The organism is Bdellovibrio sp. BIS2 (genome assembly GCF_055398295.1).
In genome coordinates, this window is sequence record NZ_AP035879.1 from 172,729 (window position 1) to 194,677 (window position 21,949).

Here is a 21,949-nt window from a genome sequence, read left to right on the forward strand (position 1 = left end):
TGTTATGAGCAATCTAGACGATATATTTGCCTCTGTAAGATCCCAGTTCCCGGCTTTGACTCAAAAAGTTCATGGCAAGAACCTGGTTTATCTGGACAGTGGGGCGACAACTTTGAAGCCGCAGTCGGTGGTCGACCGTATTGCGCATTTTTATTCTTATGAAACTTCCAATGTTCATCGTGGCGCTCACTATCTGGGTGATGTGGCGACGGGGCATTTCGAAGCGGCCCGCCAGAAGGTGGCCGAATTCCTGGGGGCCCGTCAGTCCGAGGAAATCATCTTTGTTCGCGGCACCACCGAGGGCGTGAATCTGGTGGCAAATTCCTGGGGTCTTTCGAACTTGAAAGCCGGGGATGAGATCCTGATCACCGTGATGGAGCATCACGGAAACATCGTGCCGTGGCAGATGGTCGCGGAAAAAGTCGGCGCCAAAGTTGTGGCGGCCGATATTCTGGATAACGGTGAACTGGATCTTGAAGATTTCAAAAAGAAACTGAATGCCCGCACGAAGATGGTGGCTTTCACTGCGTCTTCGAATGTTCTGGGCACCAATACAGACATGAAGCTTTTGACGAAGCTGGCTCACGAAGTCGGTGCGAAGGTTCTGGTGGATGGGGCCCAGATCGTGTCTCAGTTGCCGGTGAATGTTTCAGAGATTGATTGCGACTTCTTTGTGTTTTCTGCTCACAAGCTTTTCGGCCCGTTTGGGTTTGGGGCTGTGTACGGGAAAAAAGAGATTCTGGATCAGATGCCACCTTATCAAGGGGGCGGCAGCATGATTTCCAAAGTGACGATCGAAAAAACCACGTTCAATGATGTGCCGACTCGTTTTGAGGCTGGAACTCCGCACGTGGAAGGTGCTGTGGGTTTGCATGCGGCGCTGACGTTTGTTGAAAAGATTGGTCTGGATAAAATCCATAAGTATGAAATGGATCTTTTGAACTATGCGACGGGCAAGCTCCTGGAGATTCCGGATTTGAAAATCTATGGAACCTCTCTGAATAAAGGGGCGATTTTGTCCTTTAATCTGAAAGGGGCTCACCACTCTGACATTGGTCAGATTCTGGACCAAGAAGGTGTGGCAGTCCGAGCTGGTCATCATTGTACGCAGCCCCTGATGGCGCGTCTGGGAGTTCCAGGCACCGTCAGAGCGTCCCTTTCAGTGTATAATAATCGTGAAGATATTGATTCTATGGTTAAAGCCGTGGTGAAGGCCCGGGAGATGTTGTTATGAGCACCCAAGATGTACTGATTCGTATTCAGGCAACTCCAAACCCTAATGCGTGGAAATTCGTGTTGGATCGCGCCGTCTTGAATGAAGGAAAAGCGACCTATGCGGATGCCAAGGAAGCTGAGCAGAGCATTCTGGCGTCTTCCTTGTTCCAGGTGGAGGGCGTTCGTCAGGTTCACTTCTTCCAGAACGTGATCACGATCACTCATAATTTTGATGCGGATCCGGAAGAGATTCAGCGCAATGTTTGTTCGGTGATTCAGACCCGTATGCCAGCGCATAATCCGGCTGTGACCCAGATGGATGAAAAGAAGCTTCGCCGCGCCAGCCTTCCTCCTGAGGTCCAGCAGATCGAAGAGATTCTGGACCAAACGGTCCGTCCCGGTTTGCAAGGTGACGGCGGGGATCTGGATGTGGTGAAATATGAAGATAACAAGCTTTATGTCTTTTACCAGGGAGCTTGTGGAACCTGCCCAAGTGCCACTTCAGGAACACTGATGGCCATCGAGGGAATTTTGCGGGATCAATTCAATCCAACAATTGAAGTTATCCCGATGTGAGGATGAATGCAGTCAGCGCAAGGTGCTCAGAAGCAAACTCCAGACCGGGTTGAAAGATTTCGTCTGTTGTGTGAGCGCCTCGCCCTGGTTCTGGAAAAAGAGGGTTTGTCAGTCAAACCCTATCATGACCCCGCTCTGCCGCACTTCTGCCGGCTCGCCAATGACCAAAAAGACCTGGCTCTGCAAACTTTGAAAGATTATGTGGAGATCTGCCAGGAAGTTCAGGCTGAAAGCTACTCCCTGAAAGACTCTCCGCGCTTTTGTTGGAAGGCGCTGCGCCGTTGGGGCCTTGTGCCTTCTTCGGACTTCTTCGACAAGCTTGAAATGGCGAATATCGTTGAGATCTATACCAGCGACAACCTGCAGATTTTCCGCAATTTGCGTTTCTTTGAGGTTTCAACCTACACCTTGGAAGAACTCTATACCCTTGAGTGGTGGAAACTTTACGGGCGTGAAGAGGCGGTGACTCGCGACCTCTTTGCTGCGGCTCTGGATCTGCTCAGTGGAAAGGTCCCCGGAACCATGAGGTTTCAGGTGGGAAAGCATCAATTGTGGGAGCTGTGTTCGGAGGGCCTGCGGCGCTTTGAGGTGGAGCCTCGCTATGCCAGTTCTCTCCGTCGCAACGGAGAGATTAAGGGATTCTTATTTACGACGACGGTGGACTGTCTCTGATCCCAGTTGTTCTTCCGCGGATCTTTTCATGTCGGGCGCTGTGGCTTCCATGGTGTCTTCGTTGCGGCTGACAATCACTGCTGAGTTACCCAGAACTTCTTCCTGAGCCAGGGCTTTTACCGCCAAAGAGATGGCATTTTGTTTTTCTTTCGAGAAACCCGTGACGGTGATCTTCAATTCAACCACCTGGCCGACCTTAACGCCGGACAAGGTGTCGGAAGTAATGCCATCAACGACACTCACGCCCTCGGGCAGGGACCAGGTGTAAGCCAGATCGCCTTGCAGGGCCTGATTCACCAGAACGCGGCCGATCAGTTTTACTTCGTCGCTGCCGGATTCAGGAATTTCATCTTCGGACTTTAGTTCGACATGGAAAAGAGCCAGATGCTTCCCAACGGGCGCGGGGCGCCACGTGGACTTGCCAGTGGAGGCGGGTGTGCGGTTTTCCGATTTCCCCGCGAATGAGAAAACGGAAACGCCAACTGCCAGGGAGAGAATTGCGGTGATGGTTATCTTTCGGTTCCACATATGGCGGCCCCCCCTTTGGTTAAGCTGTAGGTCGCATTGGTGTTCATCTGCGATGCTGTTTTGTTATAGGCATTAATCTTAACGTTAAGGATGTAGTATCCTGCCGGCACTCCACTTAGGGAGATGCTCTCCGAAGTGGTGGCCACATTGCGACTTTGTTTTACGATGTAATCTGATGAATATCCGGCTTTCCAGTAAGTATCTTCAAAGTAGACGTAGTCTTTCTTGTACAAGACAAGGTCCAAATCCAGTTTGGTACTGGTGTAACTCAACCCCAGGGTCGTGGAAGTTCCATCGTGATAGTAAAGATAGAAGTCGTTGTTCACCTGCTGGTCTGAACGTTTAACGCTGTCTCTGGCGGTCATCAGTTGTTCTTCTTTGCCGACAGTAAACTCAGTTGTGCCCGAGCAGGCGCCCCCGGTTGTTCCCAGATAGTACGCATAGTCTTTGGTGGTCTTGGTCTGCTTTTCTTCCGTCAAGATCGCATCCCATTTTGCGGTGGCACCGACAACGTTACGGGAAAGCAGATTGTTGAACAGTCCCACACTTGGTACCGGATAGGTCGTTGTGTTCACCAGACTGGTGGTAATCGGGTTGGATTTCTTGTGGCCGGAAGTGTCTTCACCGGCAAAGGTCTTCCAGATATTGGTGAAGGTTATGCCACCACCGTATTTGGTGGCTTCGTACTGAGCATCGTCTTTGCGAGTGGCTTTGTACAGAGCACGTGACACTGAAACTTCGCGGAAAGTACCGGTCCCGGCAAGGTCCGAGGCGGTGTTGTCATAGCTGGCCGCGGTTCCATCCTGCCAAAGGTTGAAGGAAATGCTGACACCTGCGGTGTTGCCTGAGGCACGATAGCCATAAGTGTCCACGTAATAATGATAGCGAGGGTCTGTCGGTGCGCGATTTTCATCAGCGTTGTTAAAGGCTGCATCTGCACCGCTTAGAACAGCGGCTTGGAAGTAATTGGCCCAGCCCTCACTCCACGCAAGTCTTGCATCAATCACAAAGTTCCCCGTGTGGGACCCGCCCGGAGATCCAGAGTTCCCGTAAACGTCTTCCAGGAAGTGGCCGTATTCGTGCAAGATCACCGAATCGTCAAAGTGATCCGTGTCCGAGGACTTCACATCCCCATTCACGCCGCCCAGAATGTATAATTTGCGATCCCCCGGCGAATAAAAAGACAGCGGGGAGTTGGAGCCAAAATAGGAGTAAGGATTAAAGCCGGCTTTCCAGAATACAGTGACTTTGTCGGCCACCCACCACACGTTGGTATCCGTGGACGGGGTGCCTCCGTTGTTCTTGCCGATATTGCGGCGGATGTATTCATTCGCCAGCAGGATGTCATACATGATGTTGAAGGCGCCACCCTCAATGCGTGAAGAGATGCTTTCATTGGCTTCGGCATAAACCGGGGTCGATGTCAGATCCTTCGTTCCTGCCGTAATGTCACCAGCGGTGATGGTGAAAGACTTTTCAGCATAGTGAGGTGTGTTGGAATAGATATCCGCCAGCACACTCACTTTCAAATAGTCGTTGTAGGCGCGCGAGAATACTTTGAAGGTGTAGGTTCCGGTGGTCTTCGGGATCATGAAAGAAGCAATCCCATTGGTGTTTGTTTCACCCTGCTGGATGCGCGAGCCGGAGGAATCGTAGATATGGAATTCAGCAAAGGCGATAGGAATGGCATTGGCAGCAGAAACCACAGAAGTCAGTCCGTTGGTAGAGCTGCCCGGGGTGAAGCTCAGGCCCCGATACAGGAATTTTGCCGGCAGTGTGACGGTGACAGACTGGGCGGCATCCATATCGGTGGGCTTGCCGTAATAGGCAGGTTCCTCGGATGCCGGGGCATTGGATGAATAGTCGCCGCCTTCAAGGCCGCCACCACCACAAGCTGTCAGAATAAGAGTCCACGCGCTGATAAAACCAGCCATCATCCGGTTCAAAGTCATGTAGATCTTATCGGATTTACGGGGGGTGGGCTGAACGCGCGAAAGCCCTATTTCTTAATCGAAATTATTGAGGAAATGACGAAGTTTTTTGCAGGACTGTCTCGGCTTGAGACAAATAAAAAAAGGCTCGAAGACCACTCTGAAAAAGTAAACCTGTTTTAGCTAAGGTGGGTAACCATGATAACAACTTTAGGCTTCTCAGTACGAGCTGAGCTTGCTCACCATTGTCAGGGACAGTCCCCAAAAATATGCTTGTAAGGTTTATTTTCGATAGAGCTTTACGCCGTCGAACCCTTCTGTAAACCATTCTATCATGTCTTTTCGTATCGTCAATCGAACCGGACTCTTACTTTCCGGTAAAGCTCCGATAAATTGAATATGACACCTGAAAAGCTCGATTTTATTTTTCCCTTCGTGGTTTTTTTCTATGGACTCCTGATGGTTGTTGTGTTGGAGAACCCGGTTCTGGCGCGCATCGGGCAGGAACGCATGGGTGAGGCCTATGCCAATTTGGCCAAGCACAAATCCCTGGGGTGGGTGTGCTTCTTTGTGGGCGGCCTGTGGTCCGTTCAGAACGTCTGGTATACTTCCCTCTAGCACATTGACTCTCAATGTATTGACTCCACCGGGTGGGGGCATTAGCCTCTGCTCCCATGTCGGACTCTCCTAATCAGCCACTTCGAAAAACGGATGTCTCAGCTCAAGCCAGTCTTGGGGCTGCCGACTTGTTGACGAAGACCAATGAACCTTCCGTGCTTTCCGTTGAACAGCTGAATATCTATGTGAAACAGTTGTTGGAAGGACAGATCGGGCAGGTGTGGGTGAAGGGTGAAATTTCAAACTTCAAAGCGCACACCTCCGGCCATTTTTATTTCAGCCTGAAAGATTCCCGCTCCCAGATCACGGCCGTGATGTTCCGTGGCAACAACGCCCGCTTGAAATTCAAACCCACCGATGGGATGGAAGTGATCGTGCGCGGCCGTATCACGGTGTATGAACCGCGCGGCAACTATCAACTGATGTGCGAGATGATGGAGCCGGTCGGCGCCGGGGCTTTGCAAAAAGCCTTCGAACAGCTAAAGATGAAATTGAAAGCCGAGGGTTTGTTTGAATCTGCCCGCAAAAAGCCGATTCCGACTTTCCCAAGGCATATTGCCATCGTGACGTCCCCGACCGGGGCGGCCATTCGTGATATTTTGAATGTTCTTTCCCGTCGTGCCAAAGCCATCCAGGTGACGGTGGTTCCAACCATCGTTCAGGGGGAAGCGGCGGCTCCGCAAATCTGCGAGGCCTTTAAGAAAGCCACGGCCCTTCCGGGTGTGGATGTGGTGATTGTCGGACGTGGTGGCGGGTCGATTGAGGACATGTGGTGCTTCAATGACGAACGTCTTGCGCGTTTGATTGCGGCCAGTCCGGTTCCGGTGATCTCTGCCGTGGGACATGAAATTGATTTTACTATTGCCGACTTCGTGGCGGACTTGCGTGCGCCGACCCCGTCGGCTGCAGCAGAGCTTGTGGCGAAAAGTTCGGGTGAACTGGCCAATAAGGTTGTTTCGCTAGAGCGCATGCTGCATCTGACTTTTGAAAAGAAGATGAAGTTCCTGCGTGAAAAGATGCGGGGTCTTTCCAAGCGTCTGGTCGATCCGAAGCGCCGCTTGCAGGATCTGGAGCTTCGCAATGATGATCTTTTAAATCGTCTGGAGTTTGCGATCAACCGCCGTCTGGCCGAGCGTCGCCACCGGGTCGAGCTGATGAGCCAGAAACTGGGAAGCCCTCAGGATCTGATCGATGAAAAGAAAAAGGATCTGGAATATCTGAAAGCACGTTCTGAAAAGGCGCTGCATTTTTCGATTGAAAGAAAAAAGGCCCGCATGGGCAAGGTCATGGCTATGCTGGATAGTCTCAGTCCACTGAAGGTGGTTGAGCGTGGGTATTCAATCGTGACCAAAAATTCGCAAGTAATTAAATCTGCGAGCCAGGTGAAAAAAGGAGACCTTTTGGATATCCGCCTGGCTCAGGGCTCAGTGACCGCCATCGTGGATGGCGTGAAGGAGGAATAGAATGGATTTTGAAAAGAAACTTGGCCGTCTGGAAGAGATCGTGCAAAAGATGGAAAAAGGCGATCTGGCTCTGGAAGAGTCTTTGAAGCTGTTCGAGGAAGGTGTGAAACTTTCCCGCGAATGCCATCAGCGTTTGAACGAAGCTGAATCCAAAGTGAAGCTTTTGATGTCTGTGGGGGCTGATGGTCAGCCGGTGACCACGGATTTCACTTCAGAGGAGAACTAAGTCTTGGATCTCGCAATTCAGATTGATCAGGAAATCACCGCGCGCACCCAGGCTGTGAACCAGTTTGTGGAAAAATATCTGTCTGATATGGAACTGCCAGCCGGCAGCGCCATTTCTGAATTGCGAAAGTCCATGCTTTATTCTGCCACCAATGGCGGGAAACGTTTCCGTCCGGTTCTGTCTTTGCTGGTCGGTGAATTGTTCGGGGCCGGCAAAGAGCGCATCTTGCCTTTCGCCGCTGCCGTGGAAATGATTCATACGTATTCTTTGATTCATGATGATCTGCCGTGCATGGATAACGATGACATGCGCCGCGGGAAACCCACCAATCACAAAGTGTTCGGTGAGGATTTTGCGTTGTTGGCCGGAGATGCTCTTTTGACCGAAGCTTTCATGCTGATTGCTGAAAACTATGGGGATAGCAGTTTCCTGGTCGGGCAACTGACGCGCCTATTGTCTTCCGCCGCAGGCATTCGTGGCATGGTCGGCGGTCAGGCGATTGACCTGCGTGCCGGTGACAAACAGATGTCGCTGGAAGAGCTGACTCATCTGCACCGTCTTAAAACCGGTGCTTTGATTCGTGTGGCGGTTGAGGGGGCGGCTGTGATTGCCGGGGCTAAACCCACAGAAATTGAAAGTCTTAAAAAGTTCGGCGAAGGCCTGGGGCTTGCTTTCCAGGTGGCCGACGATGTTTTGGATCACGGCGAAAAAGGTCAGGATCTTCGCAGCTTCACGGGTATTCTGGGGCTTGAAGGCACCAAGACCTATCTGAAAGATGTCAGTGCTTCGACACTGGCGGAACTGCACAAAGTGTCTGCCGATGCTCCACTGCTGGAGTATCTGATCAGCTTTAATCAAAACCGTCAGGTGTAATATGGGCGATAAACTGCGTTTGGATCTTTATCTTGTTGAAAAGGGTCTGGCGCAGTCGCGCACTCATGCTCAGGAGCTGATCGAGGCGGGTCAGGTTTTTCTTTTTGAAAATTCGCAAAAGCGCATTTTGAAAAAGGCAAGCTTCGCCGTTTTGGAATCCCATCAGGGAAAGATCGAAGTGGAAGCAGGTCCGGCGAATCGTTTTGTGTCCCGCGGAGGCCTGAAACTGGAAGGCGCTTTGGCGCAAGCCGGGATTTCGGTGCAGGGGCTGAAAGTTCTGGATGTGGGTATTTCCACAGGGGGCTTTACCGATTGTCTTCTGCAAAAGGGCGCAAGCTTGGTGCTGGGTGTGGACGTGGGCCACGGTCAGGTTCACAGCAGCCTTCGTTCCAATCCACGAATGACAGTTATCGAGGGCATCAATGCCCGCAATCTTTCCCGTGAAGAAGCCGTCAATCAGGCGACCCCGCCAGACAAGTTTGACCTGGTCGTCATGGACGTCTCTTTTATTTCGATCTCTTTGATAGTTCCGGAACTGGCACATTTTCTTAAGACTGAAGGCTGTCTTTTAAGTCTGGTAAAGCCCCAATTCGAGGTCGGCGTTGACGGCCTTGCCAAGGGGGGTATAGTCAAAGATGTTTCACTGTATAAAGAAGTCGAGACGCGGATAAAGGAACTTTGTTCGCAAAATGGATTTAAGGTTCTCGACTACTTCCCATCTCCGATTCAGGGAAAGGACGGAAATAATGAGTTCTTCGTTTTTGCCAAAAAAATCTAGCTGGATTGTCTTGTTCCTGTTTCTGGCAAGCTGTCAGAACTTAAGAACCCGCGAAGACATTCGCAAAACTCCGCAGCCGACTCCCAGCCGTCCGGGGGTGACTCAGCCGCGTCCGCCGGAAAATGTTGGCACTCCGCCGCGGATGGAATCAGATGAAGAAGACTTGGCTGAAACGCCACCACCGCCTCCGGCGCCGGTGATTCCAACCATGCCCAAGATCGGTGTGATTCTGGGCGGTGGCGGGGCAAAGACCTACGCGCACATCGGATTCCTGCATGAGCTGCAAAGAGCCAAGGTTCCGGTTTACGCTATTGGTGGAGTTGAATTTGCCGCTCCGATGGCGGCGCTTTACGCCAACAAGGAACTTGCCAACGATGTAGAGTGGCAGATGTTTAAGCTGAAGGATGAAGAGGTTTTGAAAAAATCCCTTCTGGGCGGTGTGAACAAGAACAACGAAGTGACGGTGTTGAAGGACTTTGTCGGTGTGGCTTTCAATCGCGCCAAAGTGGAAGACTTCAAAGTGCCGTTTGCCTGTCCGTCTTACAACTTAAAGAAGAATCAGGTCTACCTGATGAACCGCGGGGGCATCGATCAGTTGATGTATCTGTGCATGGCCTATCCGCCGTTCTTTAAGCCCTACCAAAACAGCGTGGCGGGCGTTCGCGACATCACGGCCCTGGCCAATTACCTGCGCCAAAAAGGGGCTAACTATATCGTGATGGTCAATGTGCTGCAGGCCCCGGGGGGTTCAAAACCCTTCACCCTGGAGTCCAGTGCCACCGACAACGTCTTATGGAGTGAAATCGCGGGACTGTATAATAAGCCTTTGCCAGGAGTTGACACTGTCATCTCGCTTGATACGTCCAGCTATGGTATTATGGATTTCGACAAGCGTCGTGAGATCATGAACAAGGGGGCAGACTCTGCCGCCCGTCAGTTGAAGGGTCTTACCCGCAAATGGGGACTTTAGGAGAATTTATGAGCAGAAAACCCATCTATGACATGAACATCTTTTCCGAAAGAAGAAAAAAAGCCGGGGAGCAAATCCCAGGTGGCGCTCTGGTCGTGGCTTCTCATCCGGAATACATCCGCAATCATGACTGTCATTTCCCGTATCGTCAGGATTCCAATCTGTTTTACCTGACCGGCTGGGAAGAGCCTGAGTCTGTTTTGATTCACCGTCCGGGTTTGACTCCGGAAACAGTGATGTTCGTACGCCGTCGTGACGTGGAAAGAGAAACCTGGGATGGTTTCCGCTATGGTCCGGAAGGCTGCGAGCGTGAGTTCAAAATCGACAAGGCCTATCCGTTTGATGAACTGACCAAAGTGGCGCCTCAGCTTTTGAAAGAGGTCGACCGCGTTTATTACAGTCAGTACAAAAACACCGAGATGGATCACAAGATGCAGGAAATTCTGCAAACGGTGAAAGCTCTGCAAGGGCGCATGGGGAATGGCCTTTTGGCGATTCACGATGCGGATATCCTGCTGGGTGAACTTCGTCTGGTGAAATCTGAATACGAACTGACTCAGTTGCGTGAAGCGTGTGAAATTTCCGCTCAGGCCCATTTGGCGGCCATGCGCTTCACCCGCCCAGGGGTGACGGAACGCCAGGTGCAAGGGGTGCTGGCACACAACTTCTATATGAGAGGTTCTGCCCGTGAAGGTTACAACTATATCGTGGCTTCCGGAAATGCCGCGACGACCTTGCATTATAACTTCAACGATCAGGTCTGCAAGGACGGGGATCTGTTGCTGATTGATGCGGGTGCCGAGTTCAACTACTACACCGGCGATATCACGCGTACCTATCCGGTGAACGGCAAGTTCACAGACGAGCAGGCGCGTGTGTACGAAGGTGTTTTGAAAGTTCAAAAGCAGATCTGTGACTATGTGAAGCCGGGAATTTTCTTTAAAGACCTGCACGACATGGGAACGTCTTTGCTGACGGATCTGATGTTGGACTTGGGTTTGTTGTCCGGGCGCAAGGATGATTTGATTCAGGCCTTGGCTCAGAAAAAGTATTATCCTCACGGTATCGGCCACTGGCTGGGCATGGATGTGCATGATGCTGGTTTGTACTTTAAAAAGAACGAGCCACGTCCGATCGAAGCCAATATGTGCTTCACGATCGAACCGGGCCTTTACATCCCGGCTGACGACGCATCAGCTCCTCAGAAATACCGTGGTATCGGCATTCGTATCGAGGACAATCTGCGTGTGACTTCGTCTGGCTCTGAAAACATGACTTCATCAGTTCCCAAAGAAATTGCGGATATCGAAAAAGTCGTCGGCAAGGCTTAAAATTTAAAAGCCCAAAAGGCTCACCGGAAGGTGGGCCTTTTTTATGCCATCATGCTGTTGTCAACATGGCGAAGACTTTGAGAAATCACGTAAAGATGGTTTTTTAGCTCGCTGGACCGAACAAGCCCCCATTGGCTTTCATTTTCAATCGACCTTAGTGTCTTTTTAAAGCTCGCGGTCAGATTTTCCATATCACCCAGCAAGGATTCTAAAGAGCTTGAGAATTCCTTTACCCGGGCCATTTCGATCTTTCCCACGACACAGATGACATCCATCCCTGCGGTGACTTTGGACAGCATGTTGATAGAGCGGTTCAGGGACTTGTTTTCTTTGATCAGCTTCTTGGCAGTTTCCTCCACATCGGCAAAGTTCGCTGAAATGAGATCCTTCAAAAGATGACAGTTCTGAACAAGGAAGTCCTCTTGTTCGGAGCTTTGGGTTTCACCAATCAGATGGTTCATCATTTCAATTTGCAGGCGTGATGTGGCCATGGAAAAGTACATGCGCGAAGCCGCGACACTGAAGCTGGCGAAGATTTCATCAAACTCCCGGGAACTTTCGGCAATTTCCATTGCCAGTCTTTCCAGATTCTTGGAAACCACACTTAAGGTTTTTCCGGCTTCTCCCAGTTTGGCGGCCGAGATGGTCAGATTGGTGGTGACCATCTGCACTTCGCGGCAGATGTCGCTGATATTCTGCGCCTGGTTGTTGCGGCTAAAGCGCTGGTTCAGGGAATCTGCAAGGTCAAAAGCGGTCCGGGCGGCGTCGGTGCATTTGCCTGAAGCTTCCTGCATTTCCCCCACTCGGTCCGAGCACTTATTTGTCTGCAAGACTTTCTTTTCATAGTGCAGCAGCAACTGATCCCGGGATTTCATTTCCTCCAGCAGGGCACGGGTCATAAAAGCGTCATAGCTGTGAAAGCCGCGTTTATGAAGTTCTGAAAGCAACAGACCTTCGCTTTGCTCAATGCCAAGACCGGTGCTTTCTCGGGACACCAGCTCGGCATAGATCTTCTGCACTTCACCCAGAAAGACAGACGTGGGCTTTAAACGAATGGAAAGATAGCCATCGTTCATGGGGAAGGCCATAGCAAAGACCCAGTAGTACTTGCCGGTTTTTGATCTGTTTTTTACAAAAGCCGCAATGGGTCTGTTGCTTTGCAGGTAGCTCCAGAACAGTTTAAAGACACTGCGGGGCATATCCTGATGGCGAATGATGTTATGGGGGCGTCCCAGGATCTCGTCCTTAGAGTATTCGCTGACTCTGACGAAGACTTGATTGCCTGATTCGATCCGCCCTTTAAAATCAGTTTTAGAGAAAAACAATTCGTCCAATGCAAAGTCGGCTTCCAGAGCCATCGAATCACCTCGTGCAAGGCCCGCTTTATACTCGACAGAAAAATCGCATCAACAAATATGAGATATTCGATGGAATATTCCACCGCCTCGGTGGAGGTGTTCCCTGTGTCACCTGGGTGAAACGTTCGGTGAGTTTCCGGGCGCTGGTTGTTGCTGTGGGAGCGGATTTGCGGCTGTTACCATGGAGGCTCTGTAATAAGCGCCGGCCGGAACGACCCTCTGCGGAACTGGTGCGGAACACCCGCATGGCACGATCATTGATCTCTAAACTTCTGAAAACTTAAACAGGAGATATTCATGAAAAAGAATTCAGTGAACTGGAACAAGCTGGGCTTAGTGAGTCTTTTGATTGCTGCGGGCCCTGCGGGAGCTGCAGATAAAACTGTCCATTGGGACACCAACGCCTATTGGAGAGGTGCCGATCAATCCTATGAGTGTTACGACCGGGGTGGAATTTACCACGAGGGAATCTGTTTGGAAGGCTCTGCTTCCGCGCAAGTCGCAGCGGTGATCAACAATGATCTTCGCCGTGAGGGAGGAAATGAAACTTCGATGGGCGACATGGTGACGGAAGTGGAAGGAAAGATTTCCAAGACTTTTGCCAATCGTCACTTCAAGCAGATATTTATTTCGATCAGCGCCATCCCGAAAAATCAGGTGCTCGACTATAATGAAACAAATGAACAGAACTTCCACAACTCGGATCGCTTGCGTGCGGATGGATATGTGGATCGTCCGTGGTTCCTGGCCAACATCGGTGCCAATATCCAGATGACCGATTCTCAGGACGTGACGGTTCTGGCCGGAGCTTTCCCGGTCAGCGGCTTAAATCCTTTGCAGGGAAAACCCAGCCGCTACTATGTGACAGCTCCCTATGGTCTGATGGTTCGCTATGACAAAGGGATTCAGATGAACTATCAACTGAAAGAAGAGCTGGACCGCGTGTTGCTGGCGTCCTTCAGTGTGGTGGACGGGGACACGATCAAAGGTGAATCCAGTCTGGATCCGGCGGATTCTCGTGCGAACTCGTATCCGGCCTATGGTGGCACGGTGGAATTGCGCGTGGCCAATGCCCTTCGCAAGGTCTTCGACAAGTCAGCTCCGTATTTGAAGAATCATGACTTGTACATTGGCGTGACCGGGGCGCACGGAGATGTGGGAAGCTTCCCCGGCGAAAAAAGATCCCAGGATGATATGACCACCTATCTGGGATACATGTTCACGTCCAAGTACGGTGAAGCCGAAGTGCGCGTCTTCCGCGCGGACTTCACTCGCAACAAACAAGGTGATGGCAACGGTCGTCGTCCTCATGCCCAGCATGTGAATTCAAAAGCCCACGGTGTGGAAGTGGCGATGCGTGGAGTGGAGGCGGGACCCTGCGCCTGGGATTTCTACTATAACCAGCATGTGTTCAATACCGACGCGGCATTTGCTGATGGCGAATTTACTTTTGAAAAAGTGCGCGGGGTGCGCGGCTGGGCTGCTGGCACCACTTGCCGCAATCTTTTGGGCCTGAAGAATCTGGATATCGGTTTCGAGTACGGCAGCACCCAGCTGGATCGCAAAGGTGCCAAGGAAAATCTGAAATATCCAAACAAGGCGAATCAGTTCAATCTGACGTTGAGCTATCGCTTTAACATGAACAAGCTTGTTCGCTAGACAAAACGATGGGACAGCCAGGAGAACTTTTCAGCGTTCTCCTGCAGTTCTTTTTCGGTTTTGAAGAGCTTGTCGTCACGGGAAGCGGCGCTGACGGCCAGGCTTAGATGCGTCGCCGATTGCAGCAGATTGTAGTCACCCATGGTGTTACCGGAGGCAAAGAACGGCTTTTTGCCGCCGGTGGCCTCAAGAAGGGCCTCCACTTTTCCTTCACGATAAGTGATGGTGCCTTTTTGGCGATCGCTGATCACGCCGTTATCCACGATTGTTTCCACACCCAGCACATCGTTTTTGGTCAGGCCCAGCATTTCCGCGCCGGGCTCCACCGCCCATTTGACCGAGGCGGTGATAACGTAAATTTTCACACCTTTGGAAAGAAACAGATCGATCAATTTCTTTTGTTCCAAAAATACAGGAACCGGGAAGTGGCCTTTGACCGCATCAACAGCCCACTGGTGCACTTGCTCCAGTTTTTGTCCCTGACAGATTTGAGCTAGCCAAAGGTAGGCTTTGCGCGGATCTGCGGCTTTCATGTTCTCGTAGTGTTCCCAGGGCTGTGGTGGAAGAGTCACAAGTTTGTTGTCGATCTGGTGATGGAAAAAAGTTTCGCCAAGATCGGTATCCCACAAAGTACCATCTGCATCAAAGGCGGCCACAGGTGCAGAATCCTGTTTTAAAACTTGGTCCAGTGTCGTATTTATGCGGTTCCAAATGTCGGTGGAATAGTCTTTGTATTTCATAGTGTCTTAGTATGAAATATGAAAAGTAAAATGACAAGGAGACCTGAGGGCATGAGCCTGTATTGCCGCGTGATTCAGCCGGAAGATTTGCAACAGATTTTGGATCTGGAAAATAAAAAACTCGCAGAAACCTATCCGGATGAAATGGAGCGGATGATTGCCACCTGGAACTCCAAGTTCCGCGTTGAGGCCCTGAATCATTACATTGCCCTGGGCTGGAGTTTTCTGGCTGTGGAGCAGGACACCAACAAGCTGATGGGCTATTTCATTGCCCAGCCGCTGTTGTTCCTGGATGGACAGACGCAGACCTTGTGGGTGGAGCACGTGCAGTACAGTTCGTTGCAGGCCCGCGATGAACTTTGTGAGCTGGCCTACAAACTGGGCCGCGAAAAGCATCTGCAACGGGTGTACTTCCCGAACGACAACGGAGTGCCAAACTCTGTAAAAGCTTTCAAGGCCGAAAGCTGGCAACCGGGAACTCTTTCCGTCAAGACGACAAAAGGATAAGCCATGAAGAATTTCTCCTTCGCAAACAGAATTCAAAATATCAACAAGATGAAATCCCAGGATTTTGATCTGGTGATAATCGGGGGAGGAATCAACGGAGCAGGGGTGGCGCGTGATGCGTCGGCGCGCGGTATGCGTGTGGCTTTGATTGAAGCCCGCGACTTTGCCTCTGGCACGTCTTCAAAGTCCTCAAAACTTATTCACGGTGGCATTCGTTATCTGGAAAACATGGAATTTAAACTGGTTTTCGAGGCACTGAATGAAAGGGGCCGTTTGTTTGAAATGGCGCCGCATCTGGTGCATCCGTTGCGTTTCATGATTCCTCTTTATCAGGAAAGCCGTGTGGGCATGGGCAAGATGGGTCTGGGCATGTGGTTGTATGATGCCCTGTCATTGTTCCAGGCCCCGGAGATGCATGAACGTCTGAATGCCAAAGCGTCTATCGAGCACATGCCGGCGATTCGTCCGAACAACCTGCTTGGATCTTACATTTACTCTGACGCGTACATGGATGATGACCGCCTGGTTCATGAAACGATGAGATCGGCGAATGAAAACGGCGCGCTTTGTGTGAACTATGTAAAAGCCACGGGCGTGAATTTTGGCCCGGACGGAAAGATTCAATCTGTAAAATGCGAAGACCAGCATTCCAAGGAAAAGTTCACGGTCAAAGCCCGCCATGTGATCAGCAGCGTGGGCCCGTGGACGGACGAGCTGGGTGAAAGCATTTTCAAAGATTGGAAAAAGATTCTTCGCCCCACCAAAGGCATTCACTTAACACTGCCAAAGCACCGCCTGCCGTTGACCAGTGCCGTGGTGATGGGAGCAGAAAAAAGTGATCGTATTGTTTTCGGGATTCCTCGTCACGAGATGATCATTATTGGGACCACTGACACTGACTTTAAGGAGTCGCCGGAAAACGTAACCACCACACCGGAAGATGTGAAGTATCTGCTTTCGATCACGGATCATTACTTCCCGGGCGCCAACCTGACGGCTCACGATATTATCGCCAGCTATGCCGGTGTTCGTCCGCTGGTGGCTGACGGTTCCAGTACCGAAGGCAAAACCAGCCGCGAGCACACGATCTTGTCTGATGACCGTGGAATCACCTTCGTGGCAGGTGGAAAATACACCACCTACCGCCTGATGTGTGAACAGACCGTCAAAGCGGCGTTGAAGTTCTTTACCTTTGAAGAGCGTGTGACCTGGTCCAAATCAAACACGGTCACGCCACTTAATCCATACACGAGCGTGGATGCTTTCCAGCAAGCCAAGGTTCAGGCGGACGTATGGGCCCATGAAACCGGGCATTCTGTCGAAGACATGCGTCTGCTGGCAGAACGTTATGGTATGGAAGGTGAAGAGATTCTGAACAAGTACTCCTCTGACATGACTTACTGGCAGTTGGAAGCGGCTCAGGCCATTGATTCCACGATGTGTCTGCATATGCGTGACTTCTTTGCCCGCCGGGTGCCTTTGTTCCTGGCGGATCGAAATCACGGGGTGAAGCACATGGAAGAAATCGGTAAAGTCTTCCAGGAAAAGCTGGGCTGGAACGAAGCCCGCCTGAAAGAAGAACTGCACATGCTGACCGAATACATGGCCCGCGAAGTGGAATGGAAAAAACATTTCTAATTAAGGAATAAAGTATTCCGAAACGGCCGGCAGACCATTTTGCATGGCCATAAAGACCAGGCGTTTTGGTTTTGGTCCCGAAGCGGCCTTGATCAGAATGCGGCGCCCCTGACATGTAATCGAGTCCGTCGGCATCGGAAGCTCGGTGATGGTAAAGTGAGTCCCGGAAGCCAATGGCCATACGGCGGTATTTCCCAGATCTCCCGCATTGTGAATCGCGACCTTATAAAGTTTCTTGTCGACATTTCCACAGTAGTAAATTGCGGCTCCCGCAGAATCATAAGCATAGGCGCTTGGAATCTGCGGCAGTGTCAGCAAGGTCTTGACGTTGCCAGAATACAGCACGTGCATTTTCGCCGTCAGGATTGAGGCATTTACTGGCGGGGTGTACATCCAGCCGCTCAGTTGATCAAAATACACAGGCGCAGCCACTCGGTGAACCCCGCTGACACCCAATGAGCAGTCTGTGGAAAGCCCGTCCGGACAGTCATCAGCATCTGAGTCCACGCTAATGCGACCACCGACGTGATGGGTGGTGGTCGGCGTGATCAGACGGAAGGTGGCATTGTGGTGAGCGGTTCCGTTCCAGTAAAGATTGTTCATCAAAAGATTTCCGGCCTTGAAGCCCACGATCTCTGGAGAATAACCCACCAACTGCAGATCACCGTAATCGATAGAAGTCTGAGAGTGGCTTGGTGTGGCACCTTCGCCGTTCATCATCTGTTCCCACATGCCGGTGGCGCGATTCAGACGGCAGACACTGTGATAGACCGTGTAAGTGCTTGGAGGAGTGACCAGTACTTTGTTAGTGGCGCAGTTCATGTAAACATCACCATTGGCTGGATTAGTGGCAAACTGATTCGGGTCCCACCAGTTCCCCAAAAGAATGGACTGCAGATTGGCGGCAATACCGAAATTGACTCCCGCATTGGCGCCATCGCCGGCCACCAGGCGGACTTCCGGAGATGCCCCCGGGAATACCTCGCGCAGTTTATTTTGCTGATGATCCAACAACATCACACCATCGCCCACACTGTGATCAATGTAGGTAACGGAAGCCAGGCGCATGTCAAATCCGGAGCCGCCATCGCCAGCGTCTTTGCGCTGACCGAACAGGGTATAGACTTTGCCGTTCACGACAGTGCGGATAACTCCTCGCGCAGAAAAGAAGATTCGGCCATAACGGTCCACAAAGACGTCATCCAGTGCGACCGGGCAGGAAGTCGCATCGACTCCATCGGCACATTCCCCTTGAGAACCGGTTCCCAGAACCCGCACCCAGGTGCCGTCATCCTGCAACTGACTGACGCCGTTTTCGGTGGATCGATTGGCGCGGTAAACGCGGCCGTCCATGCCCTGGACGTCGTAATAAGTCAGCGAAGAGTTTCCAAACGGATGATTCGGGAAAACACCATTTCCCACGAGGGTCACCGGATCAAGCTCTGTCATCGGGCCATAAGAATTTCCCGGGACACTATAGATTGCCTGAACGTAGGCTTTCTGAATGGCACTGGTCGCAGGGTCAAATTTTAAGCTGAAGAATGAATAAGGCATCGTGTTCAGATCCCAGGCCGGTTGACCAAAGACCCCAGCTCCTGAGAATCGCACGCTTTCCACACGCGGAACCGCCAAAGAACCTTTATACAGGCGGATGCGACCCCCGTTGTCTTTGGCTGTCTGGGGTTTTTCTGAAATGAAATAAAGATCCCCGTTAGGCATAGGGATGAACGGAGAACGTCGGCGGATCGGCCAGGTTTCATCAACAGACGAAGTCTTGATCAGATTGATTTTCAAGTCCCGTGGATCGGCCACAGTGTCGGCGGTGTCCGTTCCAAGATTTCCAGCCGGGTCCGCACCAATCAGGGTTTCAATTGTCATCGGTGTGACGTTGGTGTCGATTCGACGGATCATATCGCGGTCATAAACCAGAATGCGGTTCTGATAGTCCAGCGCTGTACGCAAGATCGCCTTGGCGCGAGCCTGTTCCACCGGAATGCCATCGCCAAAGGCATTTTCATTTTCTTTTGCCAGACGCAAAAGGACCTTCGAGTTGTTGGTGGTCGGATCAATGTAAATGATGCCGTAAGAGGAATCGTTGAAGAAGATTTTTCCATCGGTAGTGACGAGCACTGTGCCGGGCGCGGTGTCTGTGTTCACATTGGTATTAAAGACGGTGCTTTTGGCATTTCCGTCATGTCCTGGATCCTGGTTTCCGGCAATCAGATTGTAAGCACCACTGTTCAGCGGGGGACTGGTGACCTGAGAGGTCTGTCCGTTGTTGTCAGTCACGCGAATCTGCAGCTTGAAGAAGGTGTCGTTGGGAACAGTCGAGTTCCAAAGATAACAACCCGTGCGCGGAGCCGAATACGCACACGCTGTCGCATTGCTGGAATTGTTCGCCAGTGCATCTGAAATCAGAGTGAACGGCTGACCGTCGATGGCATAAAACAGTTCGACCTTGGCGATCGTGCCATTGTCACTGGCTTGCCAACTGATGTGGGCGGCAGCGCCATTGGCAAAGTTCATGTCAAAAGTATTTGGCGGATTATTCGGGGTGGTCGAATTCACCGTCAGGAAGTTTGCCACCAGGGGAGGCGGATCGTTGATGTAGTTGATGGTGTTATAGTCTTTTTCAAGGGTTGCGGAATTGGTGCTGATATTGCCACCGACGTCCATCACCCAGGCATAGATGCTATAGCTGCCAAAATTGATTCCCAGGAAGAAATCAAAATCCACCAGGGTTAAGGTCGGCAGTTCAGCAAGGCCTGGTTTTGGTGCTTTCACGCTGACCCAGCAACTGTCAGAGGCATTCGGAGCGCTGTTGGTGGTTTTTAAGCAGAACTTGGTGACGGCAGTTTCCGCGTCTGACGCCTTCAGGCTGACGGTGACGTAAGACCGTACGGTATCATCCGGATCAAGCTGCCCATTGATTTTCATTTCACTCGCCGTGATAACGGGCTTGATGGTGTCCAGGATCACATCGAAAGCGTTGCTGGTGCCGGTGCCAGTCAATCCGTGGCTGTCGGTCAAACGCGCGCGCACCAGCACATTGGTGTTGTAGGCATTCGGCGTCCAATTCACGGTGAAGGATTTGTTGTTCATGGGACCTGCAAGTCCCAACGCACGGCTGGTGGCCACATTCCAGGTGGTGCCGCCGTCAGTGGAATAGTCCAAATACAAAGTGTCCGCCGCAGTCACGGTGGCTTCGGTGACATAAACCACAAAGGGATAGCTGACATTGATCGCCAGGGTCGGCACCGGATCCAAAGTCAGAATGGGAGCCTTGCTGTCATAGGTGATAGTAAAGACCGTTGCGGTGGAAATGTTCCCAGCTTCATCACGGGCATAGAAGCGCACGTTGCGAAGCCCCTGCTGATCGCCATTGGCACTCAGATCAAAGGTATAGTTTTGTGCCGCAGTCGAGCAGGCGATCCAGCCGGAATCCCCCAGGGCCGGAGGCGCATTGATTTCTTTCATCAGAATGAAAGTCGCATCACTGCAGTCGTTGACTGTGAACTTCGCGGCAGGGTTGTTTGTGGTGCTTGCCGTGTTTAACGTCACGGACGGAGCCACAATCACATTGTCACGAATCAAAGAATAGGCGGTGTGATTTGTCGTGTTGCCTGCGCCGTCAGTCGAGGACAGCGTGAAGTTTTTCAACCCATCCCCGGCCGTCAGCGTGATGTTAAAGCTGAAAGTTCCACCCACACTGCAGGTGCCGGTGGATGGCGAAGTCGTATAGTCGCCGGCAAAATTTAAAGAGGCCCCGGCTTCACAAGTACCTGAAACAGTGACAGTGGATTTATGTTTGCTGCCAGCGAGAGGACTTGTGATATTCAAAGCCGGTCCCACGGTGTCGATAGTGACAGCGCCGGATTCAATGACTGCCGTGTCCGGTTGCCAGTTGTCGGCCTGGTCTCCGGCAATGAAACAAAGGCGGTATTGGCCATCGCCTGCAAAACTTAAAGTCGCCGGGGTCCCGGCAGGCACTGGCGTGGCAGCCATCAACGCCGCCCACTGATTGCTGCAATCAGTGTCTTTCACAACGACATAGCGATACTGAGTGGCGTCCGCTGGTACCGTCACTGTGACCGTGCGATCCGTGTCATTGTTGGATAGAGCGCTTCCCAACGTACCGAAGGTCACCGGCAGAAGAGGGGCGATGGAATCTTTATTGAAAGAAGAGCTGTTGGCGGTGCCGGTGTTTCCGGCGCTGTCGGTTTGTGAAACCTGTAAAACAGTCGCGCCGTCATTGAGCGCCCCGACAACCACCGGACCACTGAAAGTCCCGTTGGTGCACGTGAAAGTCGCCAGCGTCGTGCCTTGAGAAACAATCGACACAGGTCCGTCATCATTTTCGCAAGTACCATCCACCGGCAGGGCCACGATCAGCGCATTACCCACTTCCGCGGGCAGGGCTGTGGAGAAACTGACATTCGGGGCGATGATGTCTTTGGTGACAGCAGTTTCGTTCGAAGATTTTACTCCCGCTAATGAGGTCACTTCCAGCTTGACAGTGTATTCCGCATCCGGCCAGCCTTGTGTATTTACATCCAGGCTGAAGCTTCCATCCTGGCAGACGGTGGTGAAGGTTTTTGGTTCCATCGTCGACAGACTGTTCAGGCTGGGCTGAATGATCACGTCAATTTTTTGATTTGGATAGTAGCATTCACCGCGCAGGTTGTAGTTGGAAAGACTGTCGGCAGAATTGATGATCAGGGATTCAATTTTGGTTCCGTTACTGTCGGTCAGAACCGGCGGCGTCAGGGAATTATAGTCCGTCAGATTGCCCACGAGGGTGCAACCCGAGACCAGACCGGTGATAAGGAGTATCAATAGTGCCGTTACGTTCATCTACTACACTTA

The 21,949-nt window shown here is 51.6% G+C and carries 18 protein-coding genes and 1 other RNA gene; 13 read left to right on the plus strand and 6 right to left on the minus strand.

Annotated elements, in window-relative coordinates; all coding sequences use genetic code 11:
• Positions 1-4: 4 nt before the first annotated feature.
• From ACZ520_RS00850 to ACZ520_RS00860, 3 genes are read left to right on the plus strand one after another with little or no spacing between them, the layout of a single operon-like run.
• Complete coding sequence (locus ACZ520_RS00850) at positions 5-1,234, plus strand: aminotransferase class V-fold PLP-dependent enzyme (protein WP_416479667.1); 1,230 nt, start codon at positions 5-7, stop codon at positions 1,232-1,234.
• Positions 1,231-1,791: a NifU family protein gene (locus tag ACZ520_RS00855; RefSeq protein WP_088566606.1), complete on the plus strand. Its 561-nt coding sequence runs from the start codon at positions 1,231-1,233 to the stop codon at positions 1,789-1,791. The genes ACZ520_RS00850 and ACZ520_RS00855 overlap by 4 nt, the downstream gene beginning before the upstream one ends.
• 6 nt (positions 1,792-1,797) lie before the next feature.
• Positions 1,798-2,463 (plus strand): hypothetical protein, encoded by a 666-nt coding sequence (locus ACZ520_RS00860; protein WP_088566605.1) that lies wholly within the window; start codon positions 1,798-1,800, stop codon positions 2,461-2,463.
• Here the strand turns inward: ACZ520_RS00860 and ACZ520_RS00865 are convergent.
• The 3 genes from ACZ520_RS00865 to ssrS form a co-directional block, all read right to left on the minus strand.
• Complete coding sequence (locus tag ACZ520_RS00865; protein ID WP_464127081.1) at positions 2,434-2,991, minus strand: hypothetical protein; 558 nt, start codon at positions 2,989-2,991, stop codon at positions 2,434-2,436. The two genes, ACZ520_RS00860 and ACZ520_RS00865, sit on opposite strands and share 30 nt — an antisense overlap.
• A complete protein-coding gene (locus tag ACZ520_RS00870; RefSeq protein ID WP_464127083.1) occupies positions 2,973-4,943 on the minus strand; it encodes a hypothetical protein in 1,971 nt (656 codons plus the stop codon). The genes ACZ520_RS00865 and ACZ520_RS00870 overlap by 19 nt, the downstream gene beginning before the upstream one ends.
• 118 nt (positions 4,944-5,061) lie before the next feature.
• Positions 5,062-5,241, minus strand: a non-coding RNA gene (ssrS, locus tag ACZ520_RS00875) — 6S RNA.
• Positions 5,242-5,381: 140 nt separating this feature from the next.
• On the opposite strand from ssrS, the gene ACZ520_RS00880 reads away from it, so the two are divergent.
• From ACZ520_RS00880 to ACZ520_RS00910, 7 genes are read left to right on the plus strand one after another with little or no spacing between them, the layout of a single operon-like run.
• The gene (locus ACZ520_RS00880; RefSeq protein ID WP_157678807.1) at positions 5,382-5,540 is read left to right on the plus strand and encodes a hypothetical protein; all 159 of its coding nucleotides are present in this window, start codon (positions 5,382-5,384) and stop codon (positions 5,538-5,540) included.
• Between the two features lie 56 nt (positions 5,541-5,596).
• Positions 5,597-7,003 carry an exodeoxyribonuclease VII large subunit gene (xseA, locus tag ACZ520_RS00885; RefSeq protein ID WP_464127085.1) on the plus strand — a complete coding sequence of 469 codons (1,407 nt, stop codon included), beginning with the start codon at positions 5,597-5,599 and terminating at the stop codon, positions 7,001-7,003.
• Position 7,004: 1 nt separating this feature from the next.
• Positions 7,005-7,229, plus strand: a complete 225-nt coding sequence (locus ACZ520_RS00890; protein WP_011162803.1) for an exodeoxyribonuclease VII small subunit — start codon at positions 7,005-7,007, stop codon at positions 7,227-7,229.
• A 3-nt stretch (positions 7,230-7,232) separates the two neighbouring features.
• Positions 7,233-8,102, plus strand: a complete 870-nt coding sequence (locus ACZ520_RS00895) for a polyprenyl synthetase family protein (RefSeq protein ID WP_464127088.1) — start codon at positions 7,233-7,235, stop codon at positions 8,100-8,102.
• 1 nt (position 8,103) lies between these two features.
• Positions 8,104-8,880 carry a TlyA family RNA methyltransferase gene (locus ACZ520_RS00900; RefSeq protein WP_464127090.1) on the plus strand — a complete coding sequence of 259 codons (777 nt, stop codon included), beginning with the start codon at positions 8,104-8,106 and terminating at the stop codon, positions 8,878-8,880.
• Positions 8,849-9,850, plus strand: a complete 1,002-nt coding sequence (locus tag ACZ520_RS00905; RefSeq protein ID WP_464127092.1) for a patatin-like phospholipase family protein — start codon at positions 8,849-8,851, stop codon at positions 9,848-9,850. The genes ACZ520_RS00900 and ACZ520_RS00905 overlap by 32 nt, the downstream gene beginning before the upstream one ends.
• An 8-nt stretch (positions 9,851-9,858) precedes the next feature.
• Positions 9,859-11,181 (plus strand): aminopeptidase P family protein, encoded by a 1,323-nt coding sequence (locus ACZ520_RS00910; protein ID WP_088566597.1) that lies wholly within the window; start codon positions 9,859-9,861, stop codon positions 11,179-11,181.
• Between the two features lie 41 nt (positions 11,182-11,222).
• Here ACZ520_RS00910 and ACZ520_RS00915 read toward each other — a convergent pair whose 3' ends face one another.
• Positions 11,223-12,539 carry a PAS domain-containing protein gene (locus ACZ520_RS00915; protein WP_464127094.1) on the minus strand — a complete coding sequence of 439 codons (1,317 nt, stop codon included), beginning with the start codon at positions 12,537-12,539 and terminating at the stop codon, positions 11,223-11,225.
• A gap of 297 nt (positions 12,540-12,836) precedes the next feature.
• Here ACZ520_RS00915 and ACZ520_RS00920 point away from each other — a divergent pair, with 297 nt between their 5' ends.
• Positions 12,837-14,198 (plus strand): hypothetical protein, encoded by a 1,362-nt coding sequence (locus ACZ520_RS00920; protein WP_374031742.1) that lies wholly within the window; start codon positions 12,837-12,839, stop codon positions 14,196-14,198.
• Here the strand turns inward: ACZ520_RS00920 and ACZ520_RS00925 are convergent.
• A complete protein-coding gene (locus ACZ520_RS00925; protein WP_088566594.1) occupies positions 14,195-14,938 on the minus strand; it encodes an HAD family hydrolase in 744 nt (247 codons plus the stop codon). The genes ACZ520_RS00920 and ACZ520_RS00925 overlap by 4 nt on opposite strands.
• A 51-nt stretch (positions 14,939-14,989) precedes the next feature.
• Between ACZ520_RS00925 and ACZ520_RS00930 the strand changes: the two genes are divergently transcribed.
• Both ACZ520_RS00930 and ACZ520_RS00935 read left to right on the plus strand, forming a co-directional pair.
• Positions 14,990-15,445 (plus strand): hypothetical protein, encoded by a 456-nt coding sequence (locus tag ACZ520_RS00930; RefSeq protein WP_088566593.1) that lies wholly within the window; start codon positions 14,990-14,992, stop codon positions 15,443-15,445.
• A gap of 3 nt (positions 15,446-15,448) precedes the next feature.
• On the plus strand, positions 15,449-17,083 hold the full coding sequence (locus tag ACZ520_RS00935) for a glycerol-3-phosphate dehydrogenase/oxidase (RefSeq protein ID WP_416479659.1): 1,635 nt from the start codon (positions 15,449-15,451) through the stop codon (positions 17,081-17,083).
• Here the strand turns inward: ACZ520_RS00935 and ACZ520_RS00940 are convergent, their stop codons facing one another.
• Complete coding sequence (locus tag ACZ520_RS00940; protein WP_464127097.1) at positions 17,084-21,937, minus strand: hemagglutinin; 4,854 nt, start codon at positions 21,935-21,937, stop codon at positions 17,084-17,086. It lies immediately after the preceding gene.
• Between the last annotated feature and the right edge of the window lie 12 nt (positions 21,938-21,949).